Raw genomic sequence first — 24,124 nt, forward strand, 5'->3', positions numbered from 1 at the left:
AGCGCCATGTATGGCGAGGGCGGGGGATCGCGGCGGGACCGCATCGTCGCCAACGCCATCGCCGCGGTGCGCCGCAACTTTTCGGCCCAGCTTGCCAAGGGCGACTGCCGCGTCTGGACCGGCCCTTGGACGTTCGGTGGTCAGGGCTGGACCAGGGAGCTGCGGGCGGACGTCACGCTGATCTGGAAGGTTCCTTCACCGATCCCGGAGACGGCGCGGCTCGCCATTGTCGTGCTGGACGAAGCCGAGCCGGTGCCGGACCTGCTGTTGCGGCTCGATCTTTTCCGGGCGACGCAGGTGCTGGCGCATCTGCTCGTCGCGGAGACGGCGCGCCCGCGCATCCTCTCGCACGCGAACTCCTCGTCTGGGCCGTGGCACGGCTTCTCGGTCTTCGACCGCATCGAGGACGCCATCTGGCTGCATCATCTCGGTGCGGTGATCGGACTGCGCGAGTTCTATTTCGGCATCTTCCCGGAGGCAGGCTCGGGGTTCGGGACGTAACGGGTGCCTGAGCCGTTTCCACCGGATCGGGAAAGGCTCTAGGTTCCGCCGGGCGGCGCTGGCCGTCGATTCGCGACGGCAGAGGGCATGATTCGTTCCATCTTCTCGGTCGGCGGCTGGACGCTGCTCTCGCGGCTCACCGGCTTCGTGCGCGACATCTTCATGGCGGCGGTGCTCGGCGCCGGGCCGATCGCCGATGCCTTCTATATCGCCTTCCGCCTGCCGAACCATTTCCGTGCCATCTTCGCTGAAGGGGCGTTCAATGCCGCCTTCGTGCCGGCCTATGCGCGGGTGAAGACGCAGGAGGGGCCGGGCCGGGCCAAGGCGTTCGCCGACGAGATCCTCACCGGCGTCGTGGTGGTCCAGCTCGTCATCCTCGCGGGGGCGTTGCTCGGCACGCAGTGGCTGGTCGGCGTGCTGGCGCCGGGGCTCGATGCGGAGCGCTTCGATCTCGCTGTCGCCTTCACCCGTATCACCTTTCCCTATCTCGGACTGATCGCCGTGGTGACGCTGCTCGGCGGCGTCCTGAACGCCAATGACCGCTTCTGGGCGGCGGCGGCGGCCTCGATCCTGCTCAATATCGCGATGGTGGCGACGCTCAGCGTCGCCGGGCTGTTCGAGACGGCCGGGCACGCGGCCGCCTGGGGTGTGCTGATCTCGGGGTTCCTCCAGGTCGGGCTTTTGCTGTTCGACGCCGAGGGGCATGGGCTGCATCTGCGGTTCGGGTGGCCGCGCCTCGATGCCGACATGCGTGCCTTCCTCAAGGCGCTCGGTCCGGCCATTGTCGGCTCGGCCGGCGTGCAGCTCGCTCTCTTCGCCGACACGCTGATCGCCTCGTTTCTCCCGCAAGGCGCCGTTGCCGCGCTGTTCTATGCCGACCGTATCAACCAGCTCCCCATTGGCGTGGTCGGCATCGCGGCCGGCATTGTGCTGCTGCCGGAGATGTCGCGCCGTCTGGCCGCCGGCGACGAGGGGGGCGCGCGCCTCGCGCAGGCGCGGGCGATCGAGCTCACGCTGGTGCTGGCGCTGCCCTTCGTCTGCGCCTCGCTCGCCATCCCTGAGCTGATCATGCGCGGCCTGTTCCTGCGCGGAGCCTTCACCCCCGAAGCGGCGGCCGCCGCCGCCGCGACGCTGGCGGCCTATACGGTGGGGCTGTTTCCGTTCGTGGTGATGCGCGCCTTCTCGGCGCCCTTCTACGCCCGCGGCGACACCCGCACGCCGGTCATCGCGACGCTGCTCGCGGCGGTGATCAACATCGCGCTGAAGGTGCTGCTCATGGACCGGTTCGCGCAGGTGGGCCTCGCCTTCGCGACCTCGGTGGGAGCATGGATCAATCTCGGGCTTCTAATGTTGTTCGCCCGCCGGCAGGGCATCGCATTCGGTGACGGCGCGCTGTTGCGCGCCTTGCCGCGGCTCGCCTTGGTCGGCCTTGCGCTCGGCGCCGCGCTTTATTTCACCGCGGAATGGGCGCGGCCGGCGCTCGCCAGCCTGCCGGCATTGCGCGAGGAGGCGCGACTTTTCGCCTGCATCATGGTTGGCGGCGCCGTTTATGCCGTTCTGCTCTGGTTCATCATCGGGCCCGCACAACTACGCGCGCTCGTCCGGACACCACCGGCGGGGAAGGTAACCAAAGTTATCTGATGCGGCTTTCGCATCGCAACAAAACTATGGTAAGGGCAACGCCCTCGGGGAGCCGCTGCGGGACGTGACTCTCCGATCGGTCGTACGATCGGCCTTCCAGATCGCCTCGGAGAAGTCTTATGACGGTCGCGTTCCCGCGCCTTGCTTCCCTGACCATTCTCGTCGCCACGCTCGGTCTCGCCGGCTGCGGACAGCCGCAGCAGGCCCAGCAGGCGCCGCCCGCGCCGCCGGTCACCGTGGCCAAGCCGCAGGTGAAGCCGGTCACCGACTACGACGAATATGTGGGGCGCTTCGCCGCGGTCGATCTGGTGCGCATCTACGCGCGGGTGTCGGGCTATCTGGCGAGCATCAATTTCACCGACGGACAGTTGGTGAAGCAGGGTGACCTGCTGTTCACCGTCGACAAGCGGCCGTTCCAGATCGCGCTCGAACAGGCGCAGGCCAACCTCGCCAAGTCGCAGGCCGATCTCGATTTCGCCATCTCCGACCTGCAGCGCGCGCAGACGCTGCTGCAGGACCGTGCCTCCACAGCGATCTCCAAGCAGACCTTCGATCAGCGCCAGCAGACCGAGCGTTCGGCGCGCGCTCAGGTCGCCGCCAACGAGGCGGCGGTGCGGGCGGCCCAGCTCGACCTCGAATTCACCGAGCTGCGCGCTCCGGTCAGCGGCCGCATCGGCGACCGGCAGGTCTCGGTCGGCAACCTCGTGACCGGCGGTACCGGCGGCGTCAACACCAACACGCTGCTGGCCACCATCGTCTCCATCGACCCGATCTATTTCGACTTTACCTTCGACGAGGCCTCGTTCCTGCGCTACCAGCGCCTCGCCAAAGGCGGTGCGCCGTCCGACGGGCAGGTGCTGCCGCCGATGCCGGTGAAGTTGGAGCTCATCGACGAGACCGGCTTCCCGCATGCCGGCACGATGGACTTCGTCAACAACACCATCAGCGAGACCACCGGCACCATCCGGGGCCGCGCCAAGTTCAGCAACCCGAACGGCACGTTCACCCCCGGCATGTTCGGCCGCGTCCAGCTTCCGGCTTCCGAGCCGAAGGACACGCTGCTGGTGCCGGACGTCGCCATCGGCACCGAGCAGACGCGCAAGTTCGTCTATGTCATGGGGCCGGGCAGCGAGCCGCAGGCGCCGCAGATGAAGTACGTGACGCTCGGCCGCGTGGTCGACGGTCTGCGCGTCATCAAGAGCGGCCTCGACCCCAATGATCGGGTCGTCGTCAACGGTCTGATGCGCATCCGGCCGGGCTCGAAGGTGGTCGCGCAGGAGGAGGGGGCAGCTCCGGCCGCCGCCGCGCCCGCCAAAGCCGCCACGAACTGAGCGCGGGAGGCATCCATGCGCTTTTCGCACTTCTTCATCGATCGCCCGATCTTCGCCTCGGTCGTCTCGGTCGTTATCATGATCCTGGGCGGCGTGGCCTTCTTCGCGCTGCCGATCGCCCAATATCCGGACATCGCTCCGCCGGTCATCAACGTGACCGGGCAGTATCCCGGCGCGAGCGCGGAGACGGTGGCGGACACCGTCGTCGCGCCCATCGAGCAGCAGATCAACGGCGTGGAGGGGATGCTCTACATCTCCTCCAACTCCAGCGCCGACGGCCGCTTCTCGATCAACGTGACCTTCGAGGTCGGCACCAACCTCGACATCGCGCAGGTGCAGGTGCAGAACCGCGTCGCCATCGCGCAGCCGCGCCTGCCGCAGGAGGTGCAGCAGATCGGCGTCGTCGTGGCGAAGAGCTCGCCCGACATCCTGATGGTGGTGAGCCTGTTCTCGCCGGATGATTCCCGCGACTCGCTGTTCATCTCCAACTACGCCAACCTGCAGATCAAAGATCAGTTGCAGCGCGTGAACGGCGTCGGCTCCATCACGGTGTTCGGCTCGCGCGACTATGCGATGCAGATCTGGCTCGATCCGGACCGGCTGCAGTCGCTGAATCTCACCGCGACCGACGTCACGGCCGCCCTGCAGGCGCAAAACATCCAGGTCGCGTCGGGCGTCCTGAACGCGCCGCCGGTGCCGCAGCAGCTCGCCTTCCAGGTGGCGGTGCGCACGCTCGGACGCCTGTCGACGCCCGAGGAGTTCGGCAACATCGTCGTGCGCCAGACCGGCGACGCGGTGGTGCGGCTGCGCGATCTCGCCCGCATCGAGATCGCGGCGCAGGACAATTCCTCGATCTCCTATTTCGACTCGAAGCCTTCCGTCGCGCTCGGCATCTTCCAGCTTCCGGGCTCGAACGCGCTGGCGACCGGACAGGCGATCGAGGCCGAAATGCGGGAGATCTCCAAGGGGTTCCCGAGCGGCATCACCTATTCGACGGCCTACAACCCCACCACCTTCATTGCCGAATCGGTGCGGGCGGTGGAGGACACGATCATCGAGGCGGTCATCCTCGTGGTGATCGTCGTCATCCTGTTCCTGCAGACCTGGCGGGCGGCGATCATCCCGATCCTCGCCATCCCGGTCTCGCTGATCGGCACCTTCTTCATCATGAGCCTGTTCGGCTTCTCGCTGAACAACCTGTCGCTGTTCGGCCTGGTGCTCGCCATCGGCATCGTGGTCGACGACGCCATCGTGGTGGTGGAGAGCGTCGAGCACAACATCTCGACTGGGCTCAGTCCGCGCGACGCCGCCTACAAGACGATGGATGAGGTGGGCGGCGCGCTGGTCGCGATCTCGCTGGTGCTTGCCTCGGTGTTCGTGCCCTCAGCCTTCATCACCGGCATTTCCGGTGAGTTCTACCGCCAGTTCGCGCTGACCATCGCGGGCTCGACGCTGATCTCGCTGCTGGTTTCTCTCACCCTGTCGCCGGCCATGTGCGCGCTGCTTCTGCGGCCGCACCGCAAGGACCACAAGCCGGCTTGGTATGCCCGGCCGATCACCGGCTTCTTCTGGGGCTTCAACAAGGGCTTCGACGGCCTCTCGCGCGGCTATGGCTGGCTCACCGGCCGGCTGGTGCGTTTCGCGGCCATCGTGCTGGTCGTCTATGCCGGCATCCTGTTCTTCGGCTTCCAGTTGTTCCGCGACACGCCGCAGGGCTTCATCCCGGCGCAGGATCGCGGCTATCTCATCGTCGCCGCGCAGCTTCCCGGCGGAGCCGCGCTCCAGCGCACCAACGAGGTGATGACGCGGGCCGCGCAGGTCGCGCTGAAGACGCCGGGCGTCGCGCATGTCGTTAACATCGTCGGCTTCTCCGGCGCGACCTTCACCAATGCGCCGAATGCCGGCGCCATGTTCGTCATCCTCGGCCCGGCTGCCGAGCGGGCCAAGGATCCGCGCCAATCGGCCGGCGCGATCCAGGGCGCGCTGTTCCAGCAGCTCGGCGTGTTCGAGGAAGCGTTCATGATCGTCGTGCAGCCGCCGCCCGTGTCGGGCATCGGCAATGCCGGCGGCTTCCGCATGATGGTCGAGGACCGCGGCGGGCGTGGTTCCGGCGCGCTGCAGGGCGCGGTCTATGCGATGATGGGCCGTGCCGCCCAGACCCCGGGCCTGACGCAGGTGTTCTCGCTCTTCGAGACATCGACGCCGCAGCTCTTCCTCGACATCGACCGCACCAAAGTGCAACTGCTCGGCGTGAACATGGCGGACGTGTTCGCGGCGCTGCAGATCTATGTGGGCTCGTCTTACGTCAACGACTTCAACTTGTTCGGCCGCACCTACCGGGTGCAGGCACAGGCCGACGCGCCCTACCGCCTGACGCCCGAGGACGTGCTCAAGCTCAGGGTGAAGAATTCGGCCGGTGAGACGGTGCCGATTGGGGCCTTCACCACCGTGCGCGACATTTCGGGTCCCTTCCGCGTGCCGCGCTACAACCTCTATCCGGCGGCCGAGCTCGACGGCAACACGGCGCCGGGCGTGTCGCAGGGCCAGGCGATCCAGCTCATGGAGCAGATCGCGCGGGAGACGCTGCCCGACGGTTTCGCCTTCGAATGGACGACGCTCGCGTTCCAGCAGATCCGGGCCGGCAACACCGCCATCTTCGCCTTCGGGCTCGGCGTGGTGTTCGTCTTCCTGGTGCTGGCGGCACAGTATGAAAGCCTGACGCTGCCTCTTGCGGTCATCCTCATCGTGCCGATGTGTCTGATCGCGGCGATCGCGGGCATCCTGCTGCGCGGGATGGACAACAACATCCTGAGCCAAGTGGGCTTCATCGTGCTGATCGGCCTCGCGGCGAAGAACGCGATCCTGATCGTGGAGTTCGCCAAGCAGTTGGAGGATCGGGGCGAGGACCGCTTCACCGCGGCCACCCATGCGGCGCAGCTTCGCCTTCGGCCGATCATCATGACGTCGCTCGCCTTCATCCTCGGCGTGGTGCCGCTGGTACGGGCGACGGGCGCGGGCGCCGAGCTGCGTCAGGCCCTCGGCACGGCGGTGTTCTCGGGCATGATCGGCGTGACCTTCTTCGGCCTCCTGTTCACGCCGACCTTCTACGTGGTCTGCCGCTGGCTGGCTTCGCTGGGCGGCCGGCGCAAGGCGAAGATGGCGGATGCGCACCCCGCCGCGTGACGCGCGGCGGGAGAGTGTTCAGTCGAGCACCGCGGCCTTGAGCAGGCACACCATCGTGGCGTGGGCGGGTTCGGTGCCGATGTTGCGGATGACGTGCCGGCGGTCGCAGCGATAGCGCAGCGTCTCGCCGGCGCGGGCCACCTCGATCACGTCGGCGCATTCGACCTGAAGCTCGCCGGAGAGCACCGACAGGCATTCGATCGAGCCGCGCTGGTGGCCGTCGGAAACCAGCTCGCCGCCGGGCTCGGCGACGAAGTCGAACCATTGCAGCCATTCGACCGTCTTGATCCAGCCGGTGATGGTGAGGCGGCACTTGCCGTCCTCGGAGACGAGGATGGGCGTGTCGGCGCGGGTCAGGTGCTCGACGAAGGGCTCTTCGTCGGTGGCCGCGAGAAAGCGCTCGATCGACACATCCAGCGCCTGGGAAAGCCGCCAGACCGTCGCCAGGGTTGGGTTGGTCTCGTTGCGCTCGATCTGGCTGATGATCGACTTCGCCACGCCCGACTGCTCGGCGAGCTCGGAGAGGGACAGGTTGTAGGTCTTGCGCAGCCGCTGGATGGTGCGGCCGAGCTGGCCGGTGATGGCCTGCGCGCCGGCTTCCATGCCGCCACGATCAAGGCTGCGCGTGCGGCCGGACATGCCTGCTCCCCCGTTCAATGCTCCGGTTCATTTAGAGCATGTTCCGCGAGAATTGGAGACTTTTGCATGGAGAGCATGCTCCAACATATTGAAAGAGGGCACTTTCTGTTCGCTCGGGCGGTTGCGTTCGAACGGAGGAGCTCACCGCCGTCCGGCCTCGCCGGGGCGAGCGGCGGATCGAAGCGAATGCATGGCTCCCCCGATCCTGAGCGTGCTTGACGATGTGGCGGGGAGCATGGTGCCTTGGGTGCGAAGCGCTTCCGTCGGATCGATGTCTCGCCCGACCGGGAAAAGCTCTGGATCGACGCACGCGGCGGGCGGACCGGCGGTGCGGATGAAGGGAATTCACGCATGCAGAACGACCTGCCGACCTTCGCCGATGTCGCTTCCGCCGCCGAGCGCCTGCGCCCCGTCGCGGTGCGCACGCCGCTGATCGCCTGCCCGAAGCTCGACGAGCTGACCGGCGGGCGCATCTTCGTGAAGCCCGAGCCGCTGCAGCGCACCGGCTCCTTCAAGTTCCGCGGGGCCTATAACCGCATCTCGCGGCTCGGTTCGGAGCAGCGCGCGGGCGGCGTGGTGGCCTGCTCATCCGGCAACCACGCGCAGGGCGTGGCGGCGGCCGCGACGCTGCTCGGCATGCCCTCGGTCATCGTGATGCCGAAGGATGCTCCGGCGCTGAAGAAGAAGCGCACCATGGCGTTCGGCGGCGAGGTGGTCGAATATGACCGCGAGACCGAGGACCGCGACGCCATCGCCAATGCGATCGCGCGCGAGCGCGGAGCGGTGTTCGTGCCGCCCTATGACGATTTCTACATCATCGCCGGGCAGGGCACGGTCGGCCTCGAGATCGCCGAGGACCTCGCCGCGCTCGGGATCGCGCCGGATGTGGTTGTCGCCAATGCCTCGGGCGGCGGGCTCATCTCAGGCATCGCGCTCGCCATCAAGGAGCACTTCCCGCGCACCCGCGTCCTGACCGCAGAGCCGGCCGGCTTCGACGACCATGCGCGCTCCTTCCGCGCCGGTCACCGCGAGCGCAATGCGCAGCTCTCCGGTTCGATCTGCGACGCGCTTCTCGCCGCGACGCCGGGCCGGCTCACCTTCGAGATCTCCTCGCGCCTTGTCGGGGAGGGAGTGTCGGCGAGCGACGAGGAGGTGGCGCGCGCCATCGCCTTCGCCTTCGAGGAGCTGAAGATCGTGGTGGAGCCGGGCGGCGCGGTGGCGCTGGCGGCGGTGCTGGCCGGGCGGCTCGACCTTGCGGGCAAGACCGCGGCGATCGTGCTCTCGGGCGGCAATGTCGACCCGGCGACCTTCACCGCCTGCCTGGAGGTAGCGGGGCGGGCGTAATCCCTCTAGGCTGAAAGCCGCAGCGGGCGGCCCTGCGCCTTCTCGATATTGCCGAGGAACTGTTCGGTGCAGGCGCGCCACGAGTGGCGCAGTGCGAAGCGGCGGGCGGCGTCACGGTCGATGTCGAGCGCGGCCAGCGCGGCGGCGCGCAGGTCGTTGTCGAGCACGCCGACCCGGTCCGGCCCGATCAGCGCGTGGCCGATAACATCGCGCGGCCCGGCGACCGGAAAGGCGGCAACCGGCAGGCCGCTGGCGAGCGCCTCCAGCATCACGATTCCGAAGGTGTCGGTGAGGCTCGGGAAGACGAAGACGTCGGCGGCGGCATAGGTGCGGGCGAGCCGCTCGCCCTCCTGCTTGCCGAGGAAGCGGGTAGCGGGATGGCGCGCTTTGAGCTCCGCGCGGGCCGGACCGTCGCCGATCACCAGCTTGGTACCGGGCAGGTCGAGGTCGAGGAAGGCCGCGATGTTCTTCTCCACGGCCACGCGGCCGACGAAGAGGAACAGCGGACGGGGCAGGGCGGCGAGCGCTGCGTCGTCGATCTCCTCCGTCGTGCGTGGTCGGAACAGCTCGGCGTCGACCCCGCGCGACCAGCGCATCATGTTGCGGAAGCCGCGCGCGCGGAGCTCGCCCTCCAGCGTCTCGGTCGAGACCATCATGCCGGCGCCGGCATTGTGGAATCGGCGCAGCCAGGCATAGGAGAGGCGCTGCGGCACCGGCGCGCGGGCCGCGAGATATTCCGGGAAACGCGTGTGATAGCTGGTGGTGAAGCTGCGGCCCATGGCGAGGCAGGCGCGGCGCGTGGTCAGGCCGACCGGCCCCTCGGTCGCGATGTGGACGTAGTCGGGAGCGATCGCCTTCAGCCGGCGCGTCACCATGGAGGGCGTCGCCAGGGCAAGCCGGATTTCCGGATAGGTCGGCATCGGCACGGTGCGGAAGGCGGCGGGAGTGAGGAACTCGATATGCGCGCCGAGCGTCTCCGCTTCGCGCGCAGTATGTTCCAGCGAGCGCACCACGCCGTTGATCTGCGGGTGCCAGGCGTCGGTCGCGACGAGGATGCGCATCAGGCGGCCGCCCTCGGAGGCGCGAGCAGGGCCGGCGAGCTGTAGGCGGCGGCCCTTGTGGCGCGCGCCCAGTCGATCAGCTCGAAGCGGCCGTCCTGGTGCTCGACGATGGCGGTGCAGCTCTCCACCCAGTCCCCGCAATTGAGGTAGTCGACACCGAAGCGGTCATGCATCACGGCGTGGTGGATATGGCCGCAGATCACGCCGTCCACCTTGTGGCGGCGCGCCTCGTTGGCCACCGCCTCCTCGAAGCGGCCGATGAAGTTTACCGCGTTCTTCACCTTGAGCTTCGCCCACTGGCTGAGCGACCAGTAGGGGAAGCCGAGCTTGCGGCGGACCCAGTTCAGATAGGTGTTGATGCCGAGCGCGGCGGTGTAGGCGCCATCACCGAGGAAGGCGAGCCATTTGGCGTGGCGCACCACGACGTCGAAGATGTCGCCATGGATGACCAGGTAGCGCTTGCCGTCGGCCGCCTCGTGGATCGCCGTCTCGACCACCTCGATGCCGCCGAAATGGTTGCCGTAGTAGTCGCGCAGGAATTCGTCGTGATTGCCGGGCAGATAGACGATGCGGGTGCCCTTGCGGCCCTTGCGCAGCAGCTTCTGCACGACGTCGTTATGCGTCTGTGGCCAGTACCAGCCGGCGCGCAGGCGCCAGCCGTCGACGATGTCGCCGACGAGGTAGAGCGTTTCAGCGTCGTGGTGCTTCAGGAAGTTGAGCAGGAGGTCCGCCTGGCAGCCCTTGGTGCCAAGGTGGATGTCGGACAGGAAGAGGCTGCGGAAGCGCCGCGCGTCGGCTGCGTCGTTCATCTCGGATGATCCGCCGGGATGGCTGTCCACAGGATCCCCGTCGACCATTTCAGACTGCGCTAGGGAGATCACAGTTTGATTCATGACCCGGACATAAGCCTGAGTCGCATCACGCTTTTATGACGACGCTTCACACTTAAGTTCAGATGAAAAGCAGTCCCACGCTCGCCGCCACCAGCGCCGCCATGACGAGATTCACGATGCGCCGCTGGCGCGGGCGGGACAGCAGGCGGGCCATCGCCACGCCGAAGCCGGCCCAGAGCGACAGCGCTGGGAAGGTCGTCGCGCCCATCACCAGGGCGATCAGCATCACTTCGGCGAAGAGGTTGCCGCCGATGGTGGTGAAGGCCGGCACCACGCCGAGCGCCAGCGTCCAGGCCTTGGGGTTCACCCATTGGAAGAGCGCTGCCTCCAGCAGCGTCAGGGGACGGGCGATCGCGCTCGCTTCGGGGTCGGAGGCGGTGGCGATTTTCCAGGCAAGATAAAGGAGATAGGCCGATCCGACGAACTTCAGAATCAAATGGAGCTGGGGGAAGGTGGCGAACAGGCCGCCGAGCCCGAAGCCGATGGCGACGATCATCAGCGGAAAGCCCAGCGCCACGCCCCATATCTGCGGCAGCGTGCGGCGGAAGCCGAAGGCGGCACCCGACGCGGTCGAGATCAGGTTGTTGGGGCCGGGTGTGAAGGCGCCGGCGATCGCGAAAAGCACGAGCGACACGAGGGAGTGAGTCACGGCGTCCTCCCGCCTTATGTCAGTATTGCTGACATATTAATTGGGTGCAGATGTAGCGCCGATAGCCGAAGGCGGCAACCCGAATCCACGGGAAGCGGGTTGCGGGGCGCCGGTCGCCGACCGAATATCCCGCCGGCGATTCAGCCCAAGGGGAGTGGACATGAAGCTGGTGCGTTTCGGCGCGGCTGGCCGGGAGAAACCCGGCATTCTCGACGCCAATGGCGTGGTGCGGGACCTGACCGGGCTGGTGTCCGACATCGGCGGCGACGTGCTCTCGCCGGCCGGTCTCTCGCGTCTGCGGGAGATACAGCCGGCTTCGCTGCCGGCCGCGCCGGCCGGATCGCGGCTGGGCGCCTGCGTTGCGCGCGCCGGGCATTTCGTGGCGGTCGGGCTCAACTATGCCGATCACGCGGAAGAGACGGGCATGGCGATCCCGACCGAGCCCGTGCTGTTCTCCAAGGCGCCGAACTGCATCGTCGGGCCGAATGACGACATCATCCAGCCGAAGGGGTCGACCAAGCTCGACTGGGAGGTGGAACTCGGCATCGTGATCGGTACGCGCGCCCGCTATGTCGAGCTCGCTGACGCGCCGGCGCACATCGCCGGCTATTGCCTCGCCAATGACGTTTCGGAACGCGCCTTCCAGATCGAGCGCGGCGGCCAGTGGATCAAGGGCAAGAGCTGCGAGACCTTCGGTCCACTCGGACCGTGGCTGGTGACGCCAGACGAGATCGCCGACGTCGGCGATCTCTCCATGTGGTGCAATGTGAACGGCGAGCGACGCCAGCGCGGCTCGACCCGCACCATGATCTTCAAGCCGGACTTCCTCGTCTCCTACATCAGCCAGTTCATGGTGCTGGATGTGGGCGACGTGATCATCACCGGCACGCCGCCGGGCGTCGGGCTCGGCATGAAGCCGCCGGTCTTCCTCAAGCCTGGCGACGTGGTCTCGCTTGGCATAGACGGGCTCGGCGAACAGCGCCAGAAGGTGGTGCCGTTCGCCGGCTGACGCCCGTTTTCAGTGCGCGAAGAACAGCGGGGCGGGCGCGCTGTCGAGCATGGAGCGGGTGACGCCGCCGAGCACGAACTCGGCGAGACGCGGCCGGCTGTAGGCGCCGAGGACGAGCAGATCCGGCTTGAACTCGGCCGCCTCGGCGCGGATCGCCTTCTCGGCATAGCCAGCCTCGATGTGCTTGTGCTCGGCCTTCACTCCATGCGAGGCGAGGTGCGTCGCGAGGGCGCCGCCCCCGGCGCTGTCGACGCCCGGCTCGTCGACGGTCAGCACCTCCACCTTGTCGGCCAGCGCGAGCAGGGGCAGGGCGAAGCGCACGGCATGGCCGGCCTCGCGCGAGGGCTTCCAGGCGATCAGTACGCGGCCGATCGAGGCGGGAACCGGCTTGCCGGTCGGCACGACGATGACCGGGCCGTCCGAAAGGAGCGGCAGATGCTCCGGCATGGTCGAGGCGAGGTCGTCGTCCATGGTGCCGCCGACAGTCTCGCTCACGACGGCGACATCGGCGAAATAGGCCGCTTCCTTGAGCGCCTCGGTGACCTCGCCTTCGACGGTGCGCCACTCGGCGCTGATCCTGGCCTCGGCGACTGCCGTCTCGAAGCTGCGGCGTAGCTCGGCCTCCTTGGCGCGGGCCTCCTGCTTCAGCTCGTTAATATAGATGGACAGCGCCCGGCCGACCCGCGGCACGCCCGTCGGATAGAGGGTGTAGAGGCCGACAAGCGTCGCGCCGGTCTGGCGGGCGAGCCGCACGGCGAAGGCGAGGCGATCAGCGAAGCCGCTGTCGGGGGCGGCGTGCAGGAGGATGGTCCGGACGGCCATGTCGTCTCTCGTGTTTTGAAAAGGGCGTTTCCTACCCCGGGGACGGGATGACGCTACGGTATTCGTACCCCGTGCAAATCTGCAATATCCCCGATCTTCGAGCTTGCGTTGCGTCAGGGCAACGGTGCCGTGGTGACTGTCAGGCCCCCATCACGAGCGCGAGAGGCGTAATTGCTCCGCTTGTTGGAAGCTTACTAATGTTGCGGCGCATCAGGGGTTCGCAACGGGCCCCGTCATCTGGAGAGCTCCATGGCGCGCCGTCTTGCCCTCGCCGTCCTCGCCGCTTCGATCCTGACCACGGCCGTGACCGGCACCGTGGTGGTCGCGCAGTCCGACGTGATCAAGACCCGCCAGGGCCTGCTCAAGGAGTTCGGCCGCGTGACGAAGCCGATCGGCGGGATGCTGAAGGGCGAGCCCTTCGATCTCGCCACGGTGCAGACTGCGCTCGACACCTATGTGAAGAACGCCAAGGAGCTGCCGAACCTGTTCCCCGAAGGCTCCGGCACGGGCGACACCGGCGCCCTGCCGGCTATCTGGGCAGCGGGCAGCGACTTCAAGGCGCGCTTTGCCAAGTTCGAGACCGACGCCGTGGCCGCGCGCGCCGCGATCACCGACGAGGCGAGCTTCAAGGCGACCATGCCCGGCCTGATCCGCCAGTGCGGCGGCTGCCATGACAGCTACCGCAAGAAGAGCTGAGGCGGCGCAGGACGCTCTTCCCGGCGCGGCTGGAGGGGGCGTCGGCCGCGAGGGCGGCAGCGTGCTCGCCTGGGACCTGCCGACCCGGCTCGCCAAATGGGCGCTGGCGGTCCTGGTCGGGCTTGCCTTCGCCAGTAAATATTACGGCGACCTCGAGCTGGTCTGGCACATGTGGAACGGGTTGGCCATTCTCGTGGTCGTCGTGTTCCGCGTGCTGTGGGGTTTCGTCGGCGGCTCGACCGCACGCTTCACGCGTTTCCTCGCCGATCCCCTCCGGGCGATCGGCTATCTGGTCGCGCTGCTGCGCGGGCGGGCGCCGCGCTTCCTCGGGCACAATCCGCTCGGCGGCTGGATGGTGGTGGCGCTGCTGGCGGCGGTGGCGGCGCAGGCCGTCACCGGGCTGTTCACCACCGACGACATCATCGTCGACGGTCCGCTGGTCCGGGTGGCGAGCGAGGAGACGGTGGCGAGCGCCTCGGGCCTGCACCAGCGCATCTATTGGGTGATGCTGGCGCTGGTCGCCGTGCATATCGTCGTGAATATCGGCTACTCGCTGGTCGGCAAGGACAATCTCATCCGTGCCATGCTCACCGGGCGCAAGCCGCGCGCGGTCTATGCGGATCAGCCGGCAGCCACCGCCGGCTCCATAGTCAAGGCGCTCGCCTGCCTCGCCGTCTCCCTTCTCGTGGTGTTCGGCGGCATCGCGCTGGCCGGCGGCGATCCGTTCCCCTGAATGCCGGTCTGCCCCGCCCAAACTCATCTTGCGAGGGGCCGGGACTCATGCTCCATGCGCGGCCATGAACGCGCTCAAGGGGATCGCGCTGCAGATCGGCGCGACCTTCCTCTTCACCATCATGTCCGCGCTGGTGCGCATCGTCTCGGAACGGGTTCCGACCGGCGAGGTGGTGTTCGCGCGCTCCTTCTTCGCGCTGTTCCCGCTGCTCGCGCTGCTCGCCGTCCGTAACGAGATCAGCTCGGCGGTGCGCACCGCCCATCCGTTCGGGCACATAGCGCGCGGCACCATCGGTGTCGGCGCCATGGCCCTCGGCTTTTTCGCGCTGGCCCGCATTCCGCTGGCCGATGCCACCGCCATCGGCTTCGCCGCCCCACTCATCACCGTGGTGCTCGCGGCGCTGTTCCTGAAGGAGAATGTCCAGCTCTATCGCTGGAGCGCGGTGCTGGCCGGGCTCGGCGGCGTCGTGGTGATGCTGTCGCCGCATCTCGGTGCCGGTTTCGACACGCTGGACAGCGCGCTCGGCGCGGGTGCGGCGCTGGCGGCGGCCTTCTGCGTCGCCGGAGCGATGATCCAGGTGCGGCGGCTGACCGCCACCGAGACCACGGCCGCCATCGTCTTCTATTTCCAGGCGCTCGCCGCCGTCGCCGGCCTCGCCACCGCGGCGTGGGGCTGGACGCTGCCGAGCCTTGCCGATGCGGGACTCCTCGTCTCGATCGGCTTCATCGGCGGCGTCGGGCAGATCCTGCTCACCGAAAGCTATCGCTACGCGCCGGTCTCAGTGGTGGCGCCCTTCGCCTATTCGGCGATGCTGTGGTCGCTGCTGCTCGGCTTCGTGCTGTTCGACGAAATGCCGCCGCCTGCCGTCCTGATCGGCGCGGCGATCGTCATCGGCGCCGGCCTGTTCGTGATCTGGCGCGAGCGGCGCCTCGGCCTCGACCGCGCGGCGGCGGACTCCGCTTCGACGCCGCCGGCGGGACCAACGGCCTGACGTCAGGCGACGTCGCTCGCGGGCTTGAGGAGGATGGCCGCCAGCGCGAAGGCGGCGCAGGCGAGCGCGACGAAGACGACGAGGCCATGCGTCGTCGCCTGCATGCCGACCCCCGCCAGGACCGGGCCGAGCAGCGCGCCGATGCCCCAGAACACTCCCATCCCGGCATAGATGCCGATGATCTCGCTGCCGGCGAAGCGGCTGCCGATGATGGTCAGCATGATCGTGTAGATGCCGACGAACAGGCCGCCCCAGACGAACAGCAGGGGATAGATCGTCCAGCGCACGTCCAGCGCCCACGGCCAGACCAACGCGCCGAACGCGGAGAGCACGGCGAGAAGGATGATGAGCTTGCGGCGGTCCATGGTGTCGCCCAGCCAACCGATCGGGAGCTGCAGGACGATGGCGCCGAACATCATACAGGTCATGAGCTGGGTCGCCTGCGCCTCCTCCCACCCGACCGACATGGCGTAGAGGGTGAGGAAGGTGAGGCCGGCGGTCTCGACCGCGGCATTGAGCGCGGTCGCCGCCATGGCTATCGGGGCCAGGCGCATGTAGCGCAGCGGGTTGCCGTGATCCGGGCGCTCGATCGCCGGCACCGCGATGGACGGCGACAGCACGAGGACCGCCGCGCCCGCGGCGAGGCCTGCGCCGATCGCGTAGGGCAGGAAGCCGTCCGAGCCGGCGAAGGAGAGGATCAGCGGCCCGAGCGCGAAGCCGACCGACAGCGCGGCGGTGTAGGCGCCCATGGTGCGGGCGCGGCTCGCTTCCGAGCTCAGCGCGTTGAGCCAGGTCTCGGAGAGCACGAACAGCACCTCGGAGGCGGCGCCGAGCAGGATGCGCAGCGGGAACCACAGCCAGACGAAGGGCAGAGCGGGGAACAGGCAGAGGAGGAACGCCGCGCTCAGCAGCGAGCCGATGATGGTGCGCCGCAGGCCCAGCCACGCGGTCAACGGCGGCAGCAGCACCGCCATGCACAGGACGCCGATGGCATGCATGGCCGCATTCGCGCCGATGAGTCCTTCGCTCAGCCCGCGTTCCGCGAGATCGAGCGCGATCAGCGCGGCGCTGAGGCTGTAGGTCAGCCCGAAGATCGCCGCGGTGGCGATGACCGCGATGCGCGCGGGCAGGCTGTTCTGCGAGAGGGGCTGCATCGGGAGTTCGGCCTCTTCAATGGTCGCGAAAGCGCCAGTGGCGCCTCAGAGCGGATGCGGCTGGGCTTTCGCGCCGGCCATGCCGAGGCGGTGCGGGAGCTCGACGATGGCGGAAAGGGCGCGCGCATAGTCGAGCACCAGCCCCGGCGTCCAGGCCATGGCGGCCGCGCGCCGGCGCATGACGCCGGCCGCCCAGAGCTCGGGAAGGAAGAGCAGCCGGACCACGAACCACGGCGAGCGCCCCTGCTCGGCGAACACGCCCTCGACCGCGGCGTCGAGCGCCTTCGCCACCGCGCTCGAGCAGTTCCGGTTGGTCAGGTTGTAGGTGGTGTCCCGGCCGTAGACCGACCAGAACTCCCGCAGCGCGCCGACGTCGAGATCGTCGAGCCGGACCTGCCGGGTCGAGGGGCACCATTCCTCGCTTTCCACCGCATAGCTCGGCTGGAAGCGGCCGGGAACGTTGTTCTCGTCCGTGGCCCGCAGGGTGCGCGTGAACTGCGACTGATCGCGGTCGATCTCGACGGCGGGATAGTGGCTTATGTAGATGTCCGGCACGACTTCGAGGGCGGCGTGCCCGGTCGAGACGACGCCTTTCTCGTCGAGCGCGGCCACATAGCGCGCGATGCCCCGGCTGAGCGGAACGAGCGCGCCGGTCGGCGTCCACACATGCACGGTGAGGGCTCCCGCCACGCGCGGAGACGTCATGGGCAGGGCCGCCGCGCGCCTCCTTTCGATCGTCCAGCCGTCGCTGAGTGCGCGCGCGATGCGCGTGCCCGGCGGCAATCGCCGGATGCGGAAGGCCAGCAGCAGGAGGCTTGCCCCCGTCACGAACATCAGCGTCCCGACATCAATGCCGACCTGTCCGCGCCATTGGGTCGGCCACGGAACGAGCGACCAGACGCCGAACAGGAATTCGAAGCCGGCAAGGACGAGAGTGCGGCGCCATTTCGAGAAGCGGACGACCCAGGCGCTGGCGGCGCGCCAGCAGGCATCGACGATGATGACGGCGCCGACCAGCAGGCCGATGAGGATCTCGGTCCGCCAGGGGGCGAGGATCAGCAGCGATATGACGATGAGCACCAGGGCCTTGCCGAGCCGCAGCGTCCGGGCGGTGCCGGAGCCGGCGATTCCCGCGAACAGCGAGACGGCGGCATCGAGCATCAGGGGCAGCGCGAAATAGGCCGGCCAGATCCGGAACTCGTCAAACAGCGCGTTGACGAAGAAGAACACGCCAGCCGCCAGCCAAGTCAGACCGATTCCGCCGAGGAACCACCATTTGCGCCGGAGAAGAGGCGCGCCCAGCAAAAGCAAAAGAAGCTCGATCATGAATCCTGCCGACCGGTCTTGCTCAACAACAGGTAGAAAAACAGAAGGCTCGCCCCTCGGTCGGTGACGGCCGACAGGAAATGCCACGCGAAGAATGACGTAATCGTATCGAGCTGCGCCGGTGGCGGGCAAGGTGTGCCCGGGTGGAGCGGCGGGCGGGTCAGAACGCCTTGAAGGTGATGATGGTGCGGGTGTCCTGGATGCCCGGCACGGTCTGCACCTTCTCGTTCACGAAATGGCCGATGTCCGTGCCCTCGTTCACGTAGAACTTGACGAGAAGGTCGAACTCGCCGGCCGTCGAATAGATCTCGGACGCGATCTCCGCGTCGGCGATGGCGTTGGCGACCTCATAGGAGCGGCCGAGCTGGCATTTGATCTGCACGAAGAAGGGAATCATAGGAAGGGTTGTCCGGTTGGGCGCGGCGCTGGCGCCCGCCAAAGGGAGCAGATGGCTGTTCGGCTGGCAACCCCGCCTCATCAGGGGCCGGCCTTCGCGATGATGACGTTCTTGCAACACCCCGTCCGTTCGCCTATTTCCGCATCACGATCACGTTGGGGTGCCCCAGAGACCATGTTGGTTCGACGGGGCTGAGAGGCGCGATGCCAACCCACGAACCTGATCCGGGTCATGCCGGCGGAGGGAACGGATCGCGCGTGCCGATCAGGCGAGAGGCCCGGCACAAGCGCGGCGGTCTTCACCGGCAGGGGAGAGCGCCGATGACGAAGACGCCCATAGCGGTGACCATAGCAGGCTCGGATTCCGGCGGCGGGGCCGGCATCCAGGCCGATCTCAAGACGTTCTCCGCGCTTGGCGTCTATGGCGCCAGCGTCGTCACCGCTCTCACCGCACAGAACACGCGCGGCGTCACCGGCATCCACGACGTGCCGCCCGACTTCATCGCGGCGCAGATGGATGCGGTGTTCTCCGACCTCGAGGTCGACGCGGTGAAGATCGGCATGCTGTCGCGCCCGGAGGTGATCGAGACGGTCGCGTTCGGTCTGGACCGGCACCGGATTTCGACCGTGGTGCTCGATCCGGTCATGGTCGCCGCCTCCGGCGACCGCCTGCTGGTACCCGAGGCGGTGGAGACGCTGCGCGCCATGCTGCTGCGCCGCGCCCTCCTCATCACGCCGAACATTCCCGAGGCGGCGGCGCTGCTCGACGTGGCGCCGGCTTCCTCGCCCGCCGAGATGCGCGCGCAGGCGGAGCGGCTGATGGCGTTCGGGCCACAGGCGGTGCTGATCAAGGGCGGGCATGGCGAGGGACCGGACAGCGTCGACGTGCTGCTCGACGCGGAGGGCGTGGTCGAACTCGCCGCCCCGCGCGTCGCCACCCGCAACACGCACGGAACCGGCTGTACGCTCTCCTCCGCCATCGCGGCGGGCCTTGCGCGGGGCATGGAACTGCGCGCTGCGGTGCGTGCCGCCAAGGACTATCTGACAGCGGCGATCGGCGCCTCGGACGAGCTGACAATCGGGCAGGGGCACGGCCCGGTGCACCATTTCCACGCGCTCTGGCCGCGCAGCATCTAACCCCAGAGTGTGGGCTCTGGCGGAAACACGGTGCTGCCCTCATATCGCAGGGCAGGCTCGCGGTCGCGCGCCAGCAGCAGCGGGCCATCGAGGTCGACGATGCGCGCCAACGGCGTGAGCAGCAGCGCCGGCGCCATGGCGAGCGAGGTCGCGACCATACAGCCGACCATGATGCTCAGGCCCGCCGCCTCTGCCGCCCGCGCCAGCGCGATGGCCTCGGTCAGCCCGCCGGTCTTGTCGAGCTTGATGTTGATGGCATCGTAGCGTCCCGCGAGATGGGCAAGGCTGTCGAGCCCGTGCACGCTCTCGTCGGCGCAGATCGGCACCGGGCGGGCAAGGTCGGCGAGCGCGTCGTCGGCGCCGGCCGGCAGCGGCTGCTCGATGAGTGTGACGCCGGCCTCTGCGCACGCGGCGAAGTTGGCGGCGAGGTCGGCGGCGCTCCAGCCCTCATTGGCGTCGACGATGAGCTCGGCGTCCGGCGCGGCCGAGCGGATCGCCGCGAGCCTTTCCGGATCGCCGGCGGCGCCGAGCTTGAGCTTGAGAAGCGGACGGTGCGCTGCCCGCGCGGCTTCCGCCATCGTCTCCGGGGGGCCGAGGCTGATCGTGTAGGCGGTGGTGACGGGGCGGGGCTCCGGCAGCCCGGCGCGCGCGAAGGCGGGCCGGCCGTCGCGCTTCGCCTCGAAATCCCAGAAGGCGCAGTCGAGCGCGTTGCGCGCGGCGCCGGGCGGCAGCCGCGCCTGCAGGCCGGCGCGGTCGAGCCCGTTCGCAATGTCGGGAGCAAGAGCCTCGATCGCCGCCGCCACGCCCTCGACGCTCTCGCCATAGCGCGCATAGGGAACGCATTCCCCGCGCCCCGCCACGGAGCCCTCGGCGATGCGTGCCGTCACCACCACCGCCTCGGTCTTGGAGCCGCGCGCAATGGTGAAGGCCCCGGCTATGGGAAAGCGCTCGATGGCGACGGTGAGTGAAGGCATGAAGCGACCGCTTGGTGGCGCGCCGTGAATCGGCGCATAGCTGTGAGCATAGTCGATGGCGCGGACTTTCCCGCCCCCGGTCACCGGGAAGCCACAGCTACGCAGCTATCGTCGGATTTGGCTACCCCAATACCTGTAGATGCGTCGATCGCCTCGACAGCACGGAAAGCGTGCGGCTATGAACCATAAGGATTATTTGCTCGTATTTCGTCGCGTGAGTCGCTGGATAGGCCAATACCGCCTCTGCCGATTTCGATGCTTTGAAACCACAATGGGAGCCGCGTTTGGGCGCCGCTGAAGCACCGCTGCTCGCCACCGCTCGCCATGGCCGCGAGCTGGTGTTCGTCGGCAACGGCCTTTGGACGGCACCGCAGAGCCGTGCGCTCGAAGGTGCCGTGGAGGCGAGCCTTACGGAAGCCGGTGCGGCGCCCTCGGAAGCCGCCCGCATCGATCTGTCCGGCGTGCGCAGCCTCGACACGGTCGGCGCGGTGCTGCTCGACCGGCTGGTCCGCTCGTTGCACGAGAAGGGACTGCGCCCCGGCATCATAGGGCTCGAGCGGCGCTTTCAGCCGCTGATCGAGGAGGTCGAGCGCGGCTGCCACGAGGTGCCGCCAGCCAAGCCGAATCGCAACCCGATCAGCGCCGGCCTCTATGTGATCGGCCGGGCGGTCGCGACTTCCGGCGACGACGGGATGCAGCTCCTGCAGTTCATCGGCGTCGTCGTGTCCGCGGCGCTTCGCGTGCTGCTGCGCCCGCTGAACTTCCGCTGGACGTCGATGGTCTACCACCTCGAGCGTGTCGGGCTCAGGGCGGTGCCGATCATCGCGCTGATCACCTTCCTGATCGGCTGCATCATCGCCCAGCAGGGCATCTTCCATTTCCGCAAGTTCGGCGCGACCACCTATGTCATCGACATGGTCGGCATCCTCACGCTGCGCGAGCTCGGCGTGCTGATCGTCTCGATCATGGTCGCCGGCCGCTCGGGCAGCGCGTTCACCGCCGAGCTCGGCGCGATGAAGATGCGCGAGGAGGTCGACGCGCTGCGCGTCATGGGCGTCGACCCGACCGAGATCCTCGTGCTGCCGCGCCTCGTCGCGCTGATCATCGCGGTGCCGCTGCTCACCTTCATCGGCAACATGTGCGCGCTGTTCGGCGGCGGCCTCGTCGCCTGGCTCTATGGCAGCATCTCGCCGGACATCTTCCTCAGCCGGCTGCGCGATGCCATCGCGCTGAACACCTTCGAGGTCGGCATGATCAAGGCGCCGTTCATGGCAGCGCTGATCGGCTTGGTCGCCTGCATGGAGGGCATGCGGGTCGGCGGCAGCGCCGAATCGCTCGGCGCGCAGACCACCGCCTCGGTGGTGAAGGCCATCTTCCTGGTGATCGTGGCCGACGGCCTGTTCGCCATGTTCTTCGCCGCGATCGACATGTGAGGGCGGCGTGAATCCGGGAGCCAACGGAGCGAGCCGAAAGGGCGAGGCGGGTGAGCCGATCATCCGCGTGCGCGACCTCGTGGTCGGCTTCGGCGACCGCATCATCCTCAAGGGGCTCTCGCTCGACGTGATGGCCGGCGAGATTCTCGGCTTCGTCGGCACTTCGGGCGGCGGCAAGTCGGTGCTCACCCGCACGATCCTCGGGCTCGTCCCGAAGCGGTCCGGCTCGGTCGAGGTTTTCGGCCAGAATCTCGACGAGCTCGACTATGCCGGCCGGCGCGCCCTCGAGCGGCGCTGGGGCGTGCTGTTCCAACAGGGCGCGCTGTTCTCCTCGCTCTCGGTGAAGCAGAACATCCAGTTCCCGATGCGGGAATATCTCGACATGTCGCCGCGGCTGATGGACGAACTCGCCATCGCCAAGATCGAGATGGTCGGCCTTCAGCCCGACGTCGCCGAGAAGCTGCCTTCCGAGCTTTCCGGCGGCATGATCAAGCGCGCGGCGCTTGCCCGCTCGCTGGCGCTCGACCCGGAAATCCTCTTCCTGGACGAACCGACCTCCGGTCTCGATCCCATCGGCGCCGGCGATTTCGATGAGCTGATCTCGACGCTGCAGCATACTTTGGGGCTCACCGTATTCATGGTAACCCACGATCTCGACAGCCTACACACGGTCTGTGACCGCGTGGCGGCGCTCTATGACGGCAAGATCGCGGCGGTCGGAACCATCGAGGCCATGGTGGCGTCCGACCATCCGTGGATTTCGGCCTATTTCCGCGGCAAGCGGGCACGGGCCGCCGGCATCGCGGCAAACCAGGGACAGCGTTGAGGCATGGAAACGCGCGCCAACTACGCCATCATCGGCCTGTTCACCCTGCTGGTCATCGCCGCGGGTTTCGTGTTCGTGTGGTGGTTCACCGGCTCGGCCAATCGCGGGCCGCGCGTCGCCTATGACGTCGTCTTCGACGGTGCGGTGAGCGGGCTGCAGCGCGGCTCTCAGGTGACCTTCAACGGCATCCCGGTCGGCGAGGTCTCGGACCTGAAGCTCGACACCACCGACCCGCGCAAGGTGGTGGCGACCATCGGCGTGCCGCCGGGCACGCCTGTGAAGTCCGACACGCGCGCCGCGCTGAACGTGCAGATTCTCACCGGCCTCGCTTCGGTCGGCCTCGTCGGCGGCTCGCTCGACGCCGCGCCGCTGCCACCGGCACCGCCCGGTCAGAACCCGCGCATCCGCGCCGACGTCTCCGGCGTGCAGGACCTGATGCAGACGGCGAGCCAGGTGATGGGGCGGGTCGACGACATCGCCCGGCGCGTCGACGAGTTGCTGCGCGCCAACGAGACCAAGATCTCCTCGGTGATCGACAACGTCGACAAGTTCTCGCAGGCGCTCGGCAACAATGCCGACAACATCAACAGCTTCCTGGCCGATGTCGGCGGCGCCGCCAAGCGCATCGACCAGCTCGCGCAGTCGCTGGACAAGATCGCGACCTCGATCGATCCGGCGAAGGTCGGCAACACGGTCGACAACATCCAGAAATTCACCGGCGAGCTCGCCAATTCGAGCGACAAGATCAAGTCGTTCATCGACGACGCCAGCGCCATCGCCTCGACGTTCCGCGGCTTCTCCGCCCAGCTCGAGACCACCTTCAACCGTCTCGACCAGATCACCCAGGCGGTCGACCCCAACAAGGTCGGCAATGCGGTGAACAACATCGAGACCTTCTCGCAGACGCTGGCCAATCGCTCGGGCGACACTGATTCGCTGCTGAAGAACGCCTCCCAACTCTCCGCCAAGCTGAACGGCATGGCGGGAAAGCTCGACAAGATCCTCGACAATGTGGAGTCCATGACCACCAGCGAGGAGGGCAAGGGTATGTTCGCGCAGGTGTCGGCAGCCGCCGAGGAAGTGCGCAAGCTGGCCGCCAACCTCGATGTGCGGACGGCCGAATTGTCGCGCAATCTCAACCAGTTCGCCGGTCCGGGGCTGCGCCAGTACGAGGCGCTGGCGGCGGATGGTCGGCGCACTCTGGGGGAAATCGAGCGCGTGTTCCGCAATCTCGAGCGCAACCCGCGGCAGTTCATCTTTGGCGGGTCTTCGGTTCCTAGCTACAGTGGACGGTGAGATGGGGCAGGGCTGGCAAGCAGACAAAAGCAGGGGACCTGACGCGTGAACGGGTATGAGCGTTTGCTCCGGCCGGCGAGGAACGCTGC

The 24,124-nt window shown here is 67.9% G+C and carries 22 protein-coding genes and 1 riboswitch; of the genes, 13 read left to right on the top strand and 9 right to left on the bottom strand.

The annotated features are described in order from the left end of the window. Positions 1-6 precede the first annotated feature (6 nt). The 4 genes from U742_RS0100500 (at position 7) to U742_RS0100515 (ending at position 6,656) form a co-directional block, all read left to right on the top strand. Positions 7-501: a hypothetical protein gene (locus tag U742_RS0100500; protein ID WP_029348961.1), complete on the top strand. Its 495-nt coding sequence runs from the start codon at positions 7-9 to the stop codon at positions 499-501. 87 nt (positions 502-588) lie between these two features. After that, a complete protein-coding gene (gene murJ, locus U742_RS0100505) occupies positions 589-2,142 on the top strand; it encodes a murein biosynthesis integral membrane protein MurJ (protein ID WP_029348963.1) in 1,554 nt (517 codons plus the stop codon). A gap of 119 nt (positions 2,143-2,261) precedes the next feature. Beyond that, positions 2,262-3,473, top strand: coding sequence for an efflux RND transporter periplasmic adaptor subunit (locus U742_RS0100510; protein ID WP_029348965.1), 1,212 nt, complete (start codon positions 2,262-2,264; stop codon positions 3,471-3,473). 15 nt (positions 3,474-3,488) lie between these two features. Further along, a complete protein-coding gene (locus U742_RS0100515) occupies positions 3,489-6,656 on the top strand; it encodes an efflux RND transporter permease subunit (protein ID WP_029348967.1) in 3,168 nt (1,055 codons plus the stop codon). A gap of 18 nt (positions 6,657-6,674) precedes the next feature. On the opposite strand, the gene U742_RS0100520 is transcribed toward U742_RS0100515, so the two are convergent. Continuing rightward, complete coding sequence (locus U742_RS0100520) at positions 6,675-7,295, bottom strand: helix-turn-helix domain-containing protein (RefSeq protein ID WP_029348969.1); 621 nt, start codon at positions 7,293-7,295, stop codon at positions 6,675-6,677. Between the two features lie 351 nt (positions 7,296-7,646). Here U742_RS0100520 and U742_RS0100525 point away from each other — a divergent pair, with 351 nt between their 5' ends. Beyond that, positions 7,647-8,639 (top strand): threonine ammonia-lyase, encoded by a 993-nt coding sequence (locus U742_RS0100525; protein ID WP_029348971.1) that lies wholly within the window; start codon positions 7,647-7,649, stop codon positions 8,637-8,639. A 5-nt stretch (positions 8,640-8,644) separates the two neighbouring features. Here U742_RS0100525 and U742_RS0100530 read toward each other — a convergent pair whose 3' ends face one another. From U742_RS0100530 to U742_RS0100540, 3 genes are all read right to left on the bottom strand, one after another. Beyond that, entirely contained in the window at positions 8,645-9,700 is a 1,056-nt protein-coding gene (locus U742_RS0100530; RefSeq protein WP_029348974.1) for a glycosyltransferase family 4 protein, read from the bottom strand. Next, positions 9,700-10,509: a UDP-2,3-diacylglucosamine diphosphatase gene (locus U742_RS0100535; RefSeq protein WP_197028133.1), complete on the bottom strand. Its 810-nt coding sequence runs from the start codon at positions 10,507-10,509 to the stop codon at positions 9,700-9,702. Before U742_RS0100535 ends, U742_RS0100530 begins: the two co-directional genes overlap by 1 nt. 142 nt (positions 10,510-10,651) lie before the next feature. Then, positions 10,652-11,242, bottom strand: coding sequence for a LysE family translocator (locus U742_RS0100540; RefSeq protein WP_029348976.1), 591 nt, complete (start codon positions 11,240-11,242; stop codon positions 10,652-10,654). A 160-nt stretch (positions 11,243-11,402) separates the two neighbouring features. On the opposite strand from U742_RS0100540, the gene U742_RS0100545 reads away from it, so the two are divergent. Beyond that, positions 11,403-12,251 (top strand): fumarylacetoacetate hydrolase family protein, encoded by an 849-nt coding sequence (locus U742_RS0100545; RefSeq protein WP_029348977.1) that lies wholly within the window; start codon positions 11,403-11,405, stop codon positions 12,249-12,251. Between the two features lie 9 nt (positions 12,252-12,260). Here U742_RS0100545 and U742_RS0100550 read toward each other — a convergent pair whose 3' ends face one another. Next, positions 12,261-13,073 carry a universal stress protein gene (locus tag U742_RS0100550; protein ID WP_029348978.1) on the bottom strand — a complete coding sequence of 271 codons (813 nt, stop codon included), beginning with the start codon at positions 13,071-13,073 and terminating at the stop codon, positions 12,261-12,263. 249 nt (positions 13,074-13,322) lie between these two features. On the opposite strand from U742_RS0100550, the gene U742_RS0100555 reads away from it, so the two are divergent. From U742_RS0100555 to U742_RS0100565, 3 genes are all read left to right on the top strand, one after another. Next, positions 13,323-13,769, top strand: coding sequence for a c-type cytochrome (locus tag U742_RS0100555; protein WP_029348980.1), 447 nt, complete (start codon positions 13,323-13,325; stop codon positions 13,767-13,769). Beyond that, positions 13,744-14,502 carry a cytochrome b/b6 domain-containing protein gene (locus U742_RS0100560; RefSeq protein ID WP_081852744.1) on the top strand — a complete coding sequence of 253 codons (759 nt, stop codon included), beginning with the start codon at positions 13,744-13,746 and terminating at the stop codon, positions 14,500-14,502. Before U742_RS0100555 ends, U742_RS0100560 begins: the two co-directional genes overlap by 26 nt. Before the next feature lie 64 nt (positions 14,503-14,566). Next, a complete protein-coding gene (locus U742_RS0100565) occupies positions 14,567-15,493 on the top strand; it encodes a DMT family transporter (protein ID WP_029348984.1) in 927 nt (308 codons plus the stop codon). Positions 15,494-15,495: 2 nt separating this feature from the next. On the opposite strand, the gene U742_RS0100570 is transcribed toward U742_RS0100565, so the two are convergent. The 3 genes from U742_RS0100570 to U742_RS0100580 all read right to left on the bottom strand — a co-directional run bounded on the left by U742_RS0100570 (position 15,496) and on the right by U742_RS0100580 (position 18,370). Continuing rightward, positions 15,496-16,647, bottom strand: a complete 1,152-nt coding sequence (locus U742_RS0100570) for an MFS transporter (RefSeq protein ID WP_038360101.1) — start codon at positions 16,645-16,647, stop codon at positions 15,496-15,498. 45 nt (positions 16,648-16,692) lie between these two features. Next, positions 16,693-17,973 (bottom strand): HdeD family acid-resistance protein, encoded by a 1,281-nt coding sequence (locus tag U742_RS0100575; protein WP_029348988.1) that lies wholly within the window; start codon positions 17,971-17,973, stop codon positions 16,693-16,695. Between the two features lie 160 nt (positions 17,974-18,133). Beyond that, positions 18,134-18,370, bottom strand: coding sequence for an Lrp/AsnC ligand binding domain-containing protein (locus U742_RS0100580; protein WP_029348990.1), 237 nt, complete (start codon positions 18,368-18,370; stop codon positions 18,134-18,136). Between the two features lie 146 nt (positions 18,371-18,516). Then, positions 18,517-18,633: riboswitch (TPP riboswitch) on the top strand. 57 nt (positions 18,634-18,690) lie between these two features. Between U742_RS0100580 and thiD the strand changes: the two genes are divergently transcribed. Then, a complete protein-coding gene (thiD, locus tag U742_RS0100585) occupies positions 18,691-19,506 on the top strand; it encodes a bifunctional hydroxymethylpyrimidine kinase/phosphomethylpyrimidine kinase (RefSeq protein ID WP_029348992.1) in 816 nt (271 codons plus the stop codon). Here thiD and dgcA read toward each other — a convergent pair. Beyond that, a complete protein-coding gene (gene dgcA / locus U742_RS0100590; protein ID WP_029348993.1) occupies positions 19,503-20,480 on the bottom strand; it encodes an N-acetyl-D-Glu racemase DgcA in 978 nt (325 codons plus the stop codon). The two genes, thiD and dgcA, sit on opposite strands and share 4 nt — an antisense overlap. Positions 20,481-20,764: 284 nt before the next feature. Here dgcA and U742_RS0100595 point away from each other — a divergent pair, with 284 nt between their 5' ends. Genes U742_RS0100595 through U742_RS0100605 form a run of 3 tightly spaced genes read left to right on the top strand, consistent with a single transcriptional unit; the run spans position 20,765 to position 24,035 of the window. Continuing rightward, positions 20,765-21,913: an MlaE family ABC transporter permease gene (locus tag U742_RS0100595; RefSeq protein WP_029348995.1), complete on the top strand. Its 1,149-nt coding sequence runs from the start codon at positions 20,765-20,767 to the stop codon at positions 21,911-21,913. A 7-nt stretch (positions 21,914-21,920) separates the two neighbouring features. Continuing rightward, positions 21,921-22,739, top strand: coding sequence for an ABC transporter ATP-binding protein (locus U742_RS0100600; RefSeq protein ID WP_029348997.1), 819 nt, complete (start codon positions 21,921-21,923; stop codon positions 22,737-22,739). 3 nt (positions 22,740-22,742) lie between these two features. Beyond that, positions 22,743-24,035, top strand: a complete 1,293-nt coding sequence (locus U742_RS0100605; RefSeq protein ID WP_029348998.1) for an MlaD family protein — start codon at positions 22,743-22,745, stop codon at positions 24,033-24,035. Positions 24,036-24,124: the final 89 nt, after the last annotated feature.

Source organism: Allobosea sp. 117 (genome assembly GCF_000702305.1).
Lineage (GTDB): Bacteria > Pseudomonadota > Alphaproteobacteria > Rhizobiales > Xanthobacteraceae > Ancylobacter.

What these genes read in the sequence shown, in the direction of transcription:
- U742_RS0100500 (WP_029348961.1), top strand. Translation starts at nt 7, where the DNA reads ATGTATGGCGAGGGCGGGGGATCGCGGCGGGACCGCATCGTCGCCAAC.
- murJ (WP_029348963.1), top strand. Translation starts at nt 589, where the DNA reads ATGATTCGTTCCATCTTCTCGGTCGGCGGCTGGACGCTGCTCTCGCGG.
- U742_RS0100510 (WP_029348965.1), top strand. Translation starts at nt 2,262, where the DNA reads ATGACGGTCGCGTTCCCGCGCCTTGCTTCCCTGACCATTCTCGTCGCC.
- U742_RS0100515 (WP_029348967.1), top strand. Translation starts at nt 3,489, where the DNA reads ATGCGCTTTTCGCACTTCTTCATCGATCGCCCGATCTTCGCCTCGGTC.
- U742_RS0100520 (WP_029348969.1), bottom strand. Translation starts at nt 7,295, where the DNA reads ATGTCCGGCCGCACGCGCAGCCTTGATCGTGGCGGCATGGAAGCCGGC.
- U742_RS0100525 (WP_029348971.1), top strand. Translation starts at nt 7,647, where the DNA reads ATGCAGAACGACCTGCCGACCTTCGCCGATGTCGCTTCCGCCGCCGAG.
- U742_RS0100530 (WP_029348974.1), bottom strand. Translation starts at nt 9,700, where the DNA reads ATGCGCATCCTCGTCGCGACCGACGCCTGGCACCCGCAGATCAACGGC.
- U742_RS0100535 (WP_197028133.1), bottom strand. Translation starts at nt 10,509, where the DNA reads ATGAACGACGCAGCCGACGCGCGGCGCTTCCGCAGCCTCTTCCTGTCC.
- U742_RS0100545 (WP_029348977.1), top strand. Translation starts at nt 11,403, where the DNA reads ATGAAGCTGGTGCGTTTCGGCGCGGCTGGCCGGGAGAAACCCGGCATT.
- U742_RS0100550 (WP_029348978.1), bottom strand. Translation starts at nt 13,073, where the DNA reads ATGGCCGTCCGGACCATCCTCCTGCACGCCGCCCCCGACAGCGGCTTC.
- U742_RS0100555 (WP_029348980.1), top strand. Translation starts at nt 13,323, where the DNA reads ATGGCGCGCCGTCTTGCCCTCGCCGTCCTCGCCGCTTCGATCCTGACC.
- U742_RS0100560 (WP_081852744.1), top strand. Translation starts at nt 13,744, where the DNA reads ATGACAGCTACCGCAAGAAGAGCTGAGGCGGCGCAGGACGCTCTTCCC.
- U742_RS0100565 (WP_029348984.1), top strand. Translation starts at nt 14,567, where the DNA reads ATGAACGCGCTCAAGGGGATCGCGCTGCAGATCGGCGCGACCTTCCTC.
- U742_RS0100570 (WP_038360101.1), bottom strand. Translation starts at nt 16,647, where the DNA reads ATGCAGCCCCTCTCGCAGAACAGCCTGCCCGCGCGCATCGCGGTCATC.
- U742_RS0100575 (WP_029348988.1), bottom strand. Translation starts at nt 17,973, where the DNA reads ATGATCGAGCTTCTTTTGCTTTTGCTGGGCGCGCCTCTTCTCCGGCGC.
- U742_RS0100580 (WP_029348990.1), bottom strand. Translation starts at nt 18,370, where the DNA reads ATGATTCCCTTCTTCGTGCAGATCAAATGCCAGCTCGGCCGCTCCTAT.
- thiD (WP_029348992.1), top strand. Translation starts at nt 18,691, where the DNA reads ATGACGAAGACGCCCATAGCGGTGACCATAGCAGGCTCGGATTCCGGC.
- dgcA (WP_029348993.1), bottom strand. Translation starts at nt 20,480, where the DNA reads ATGCCTTCACTCACCGTCGCCATCGAGCGCTTTCCCATAGCCGGGGCC.
- U742_RS0100605 (WP_029348998.1), top strand. Translation starts at nt 22,743, where the DNA reads ATGGAAACGCGCGCCAACTACGCCATCATCGGCCTGTTCACCCTGCTG.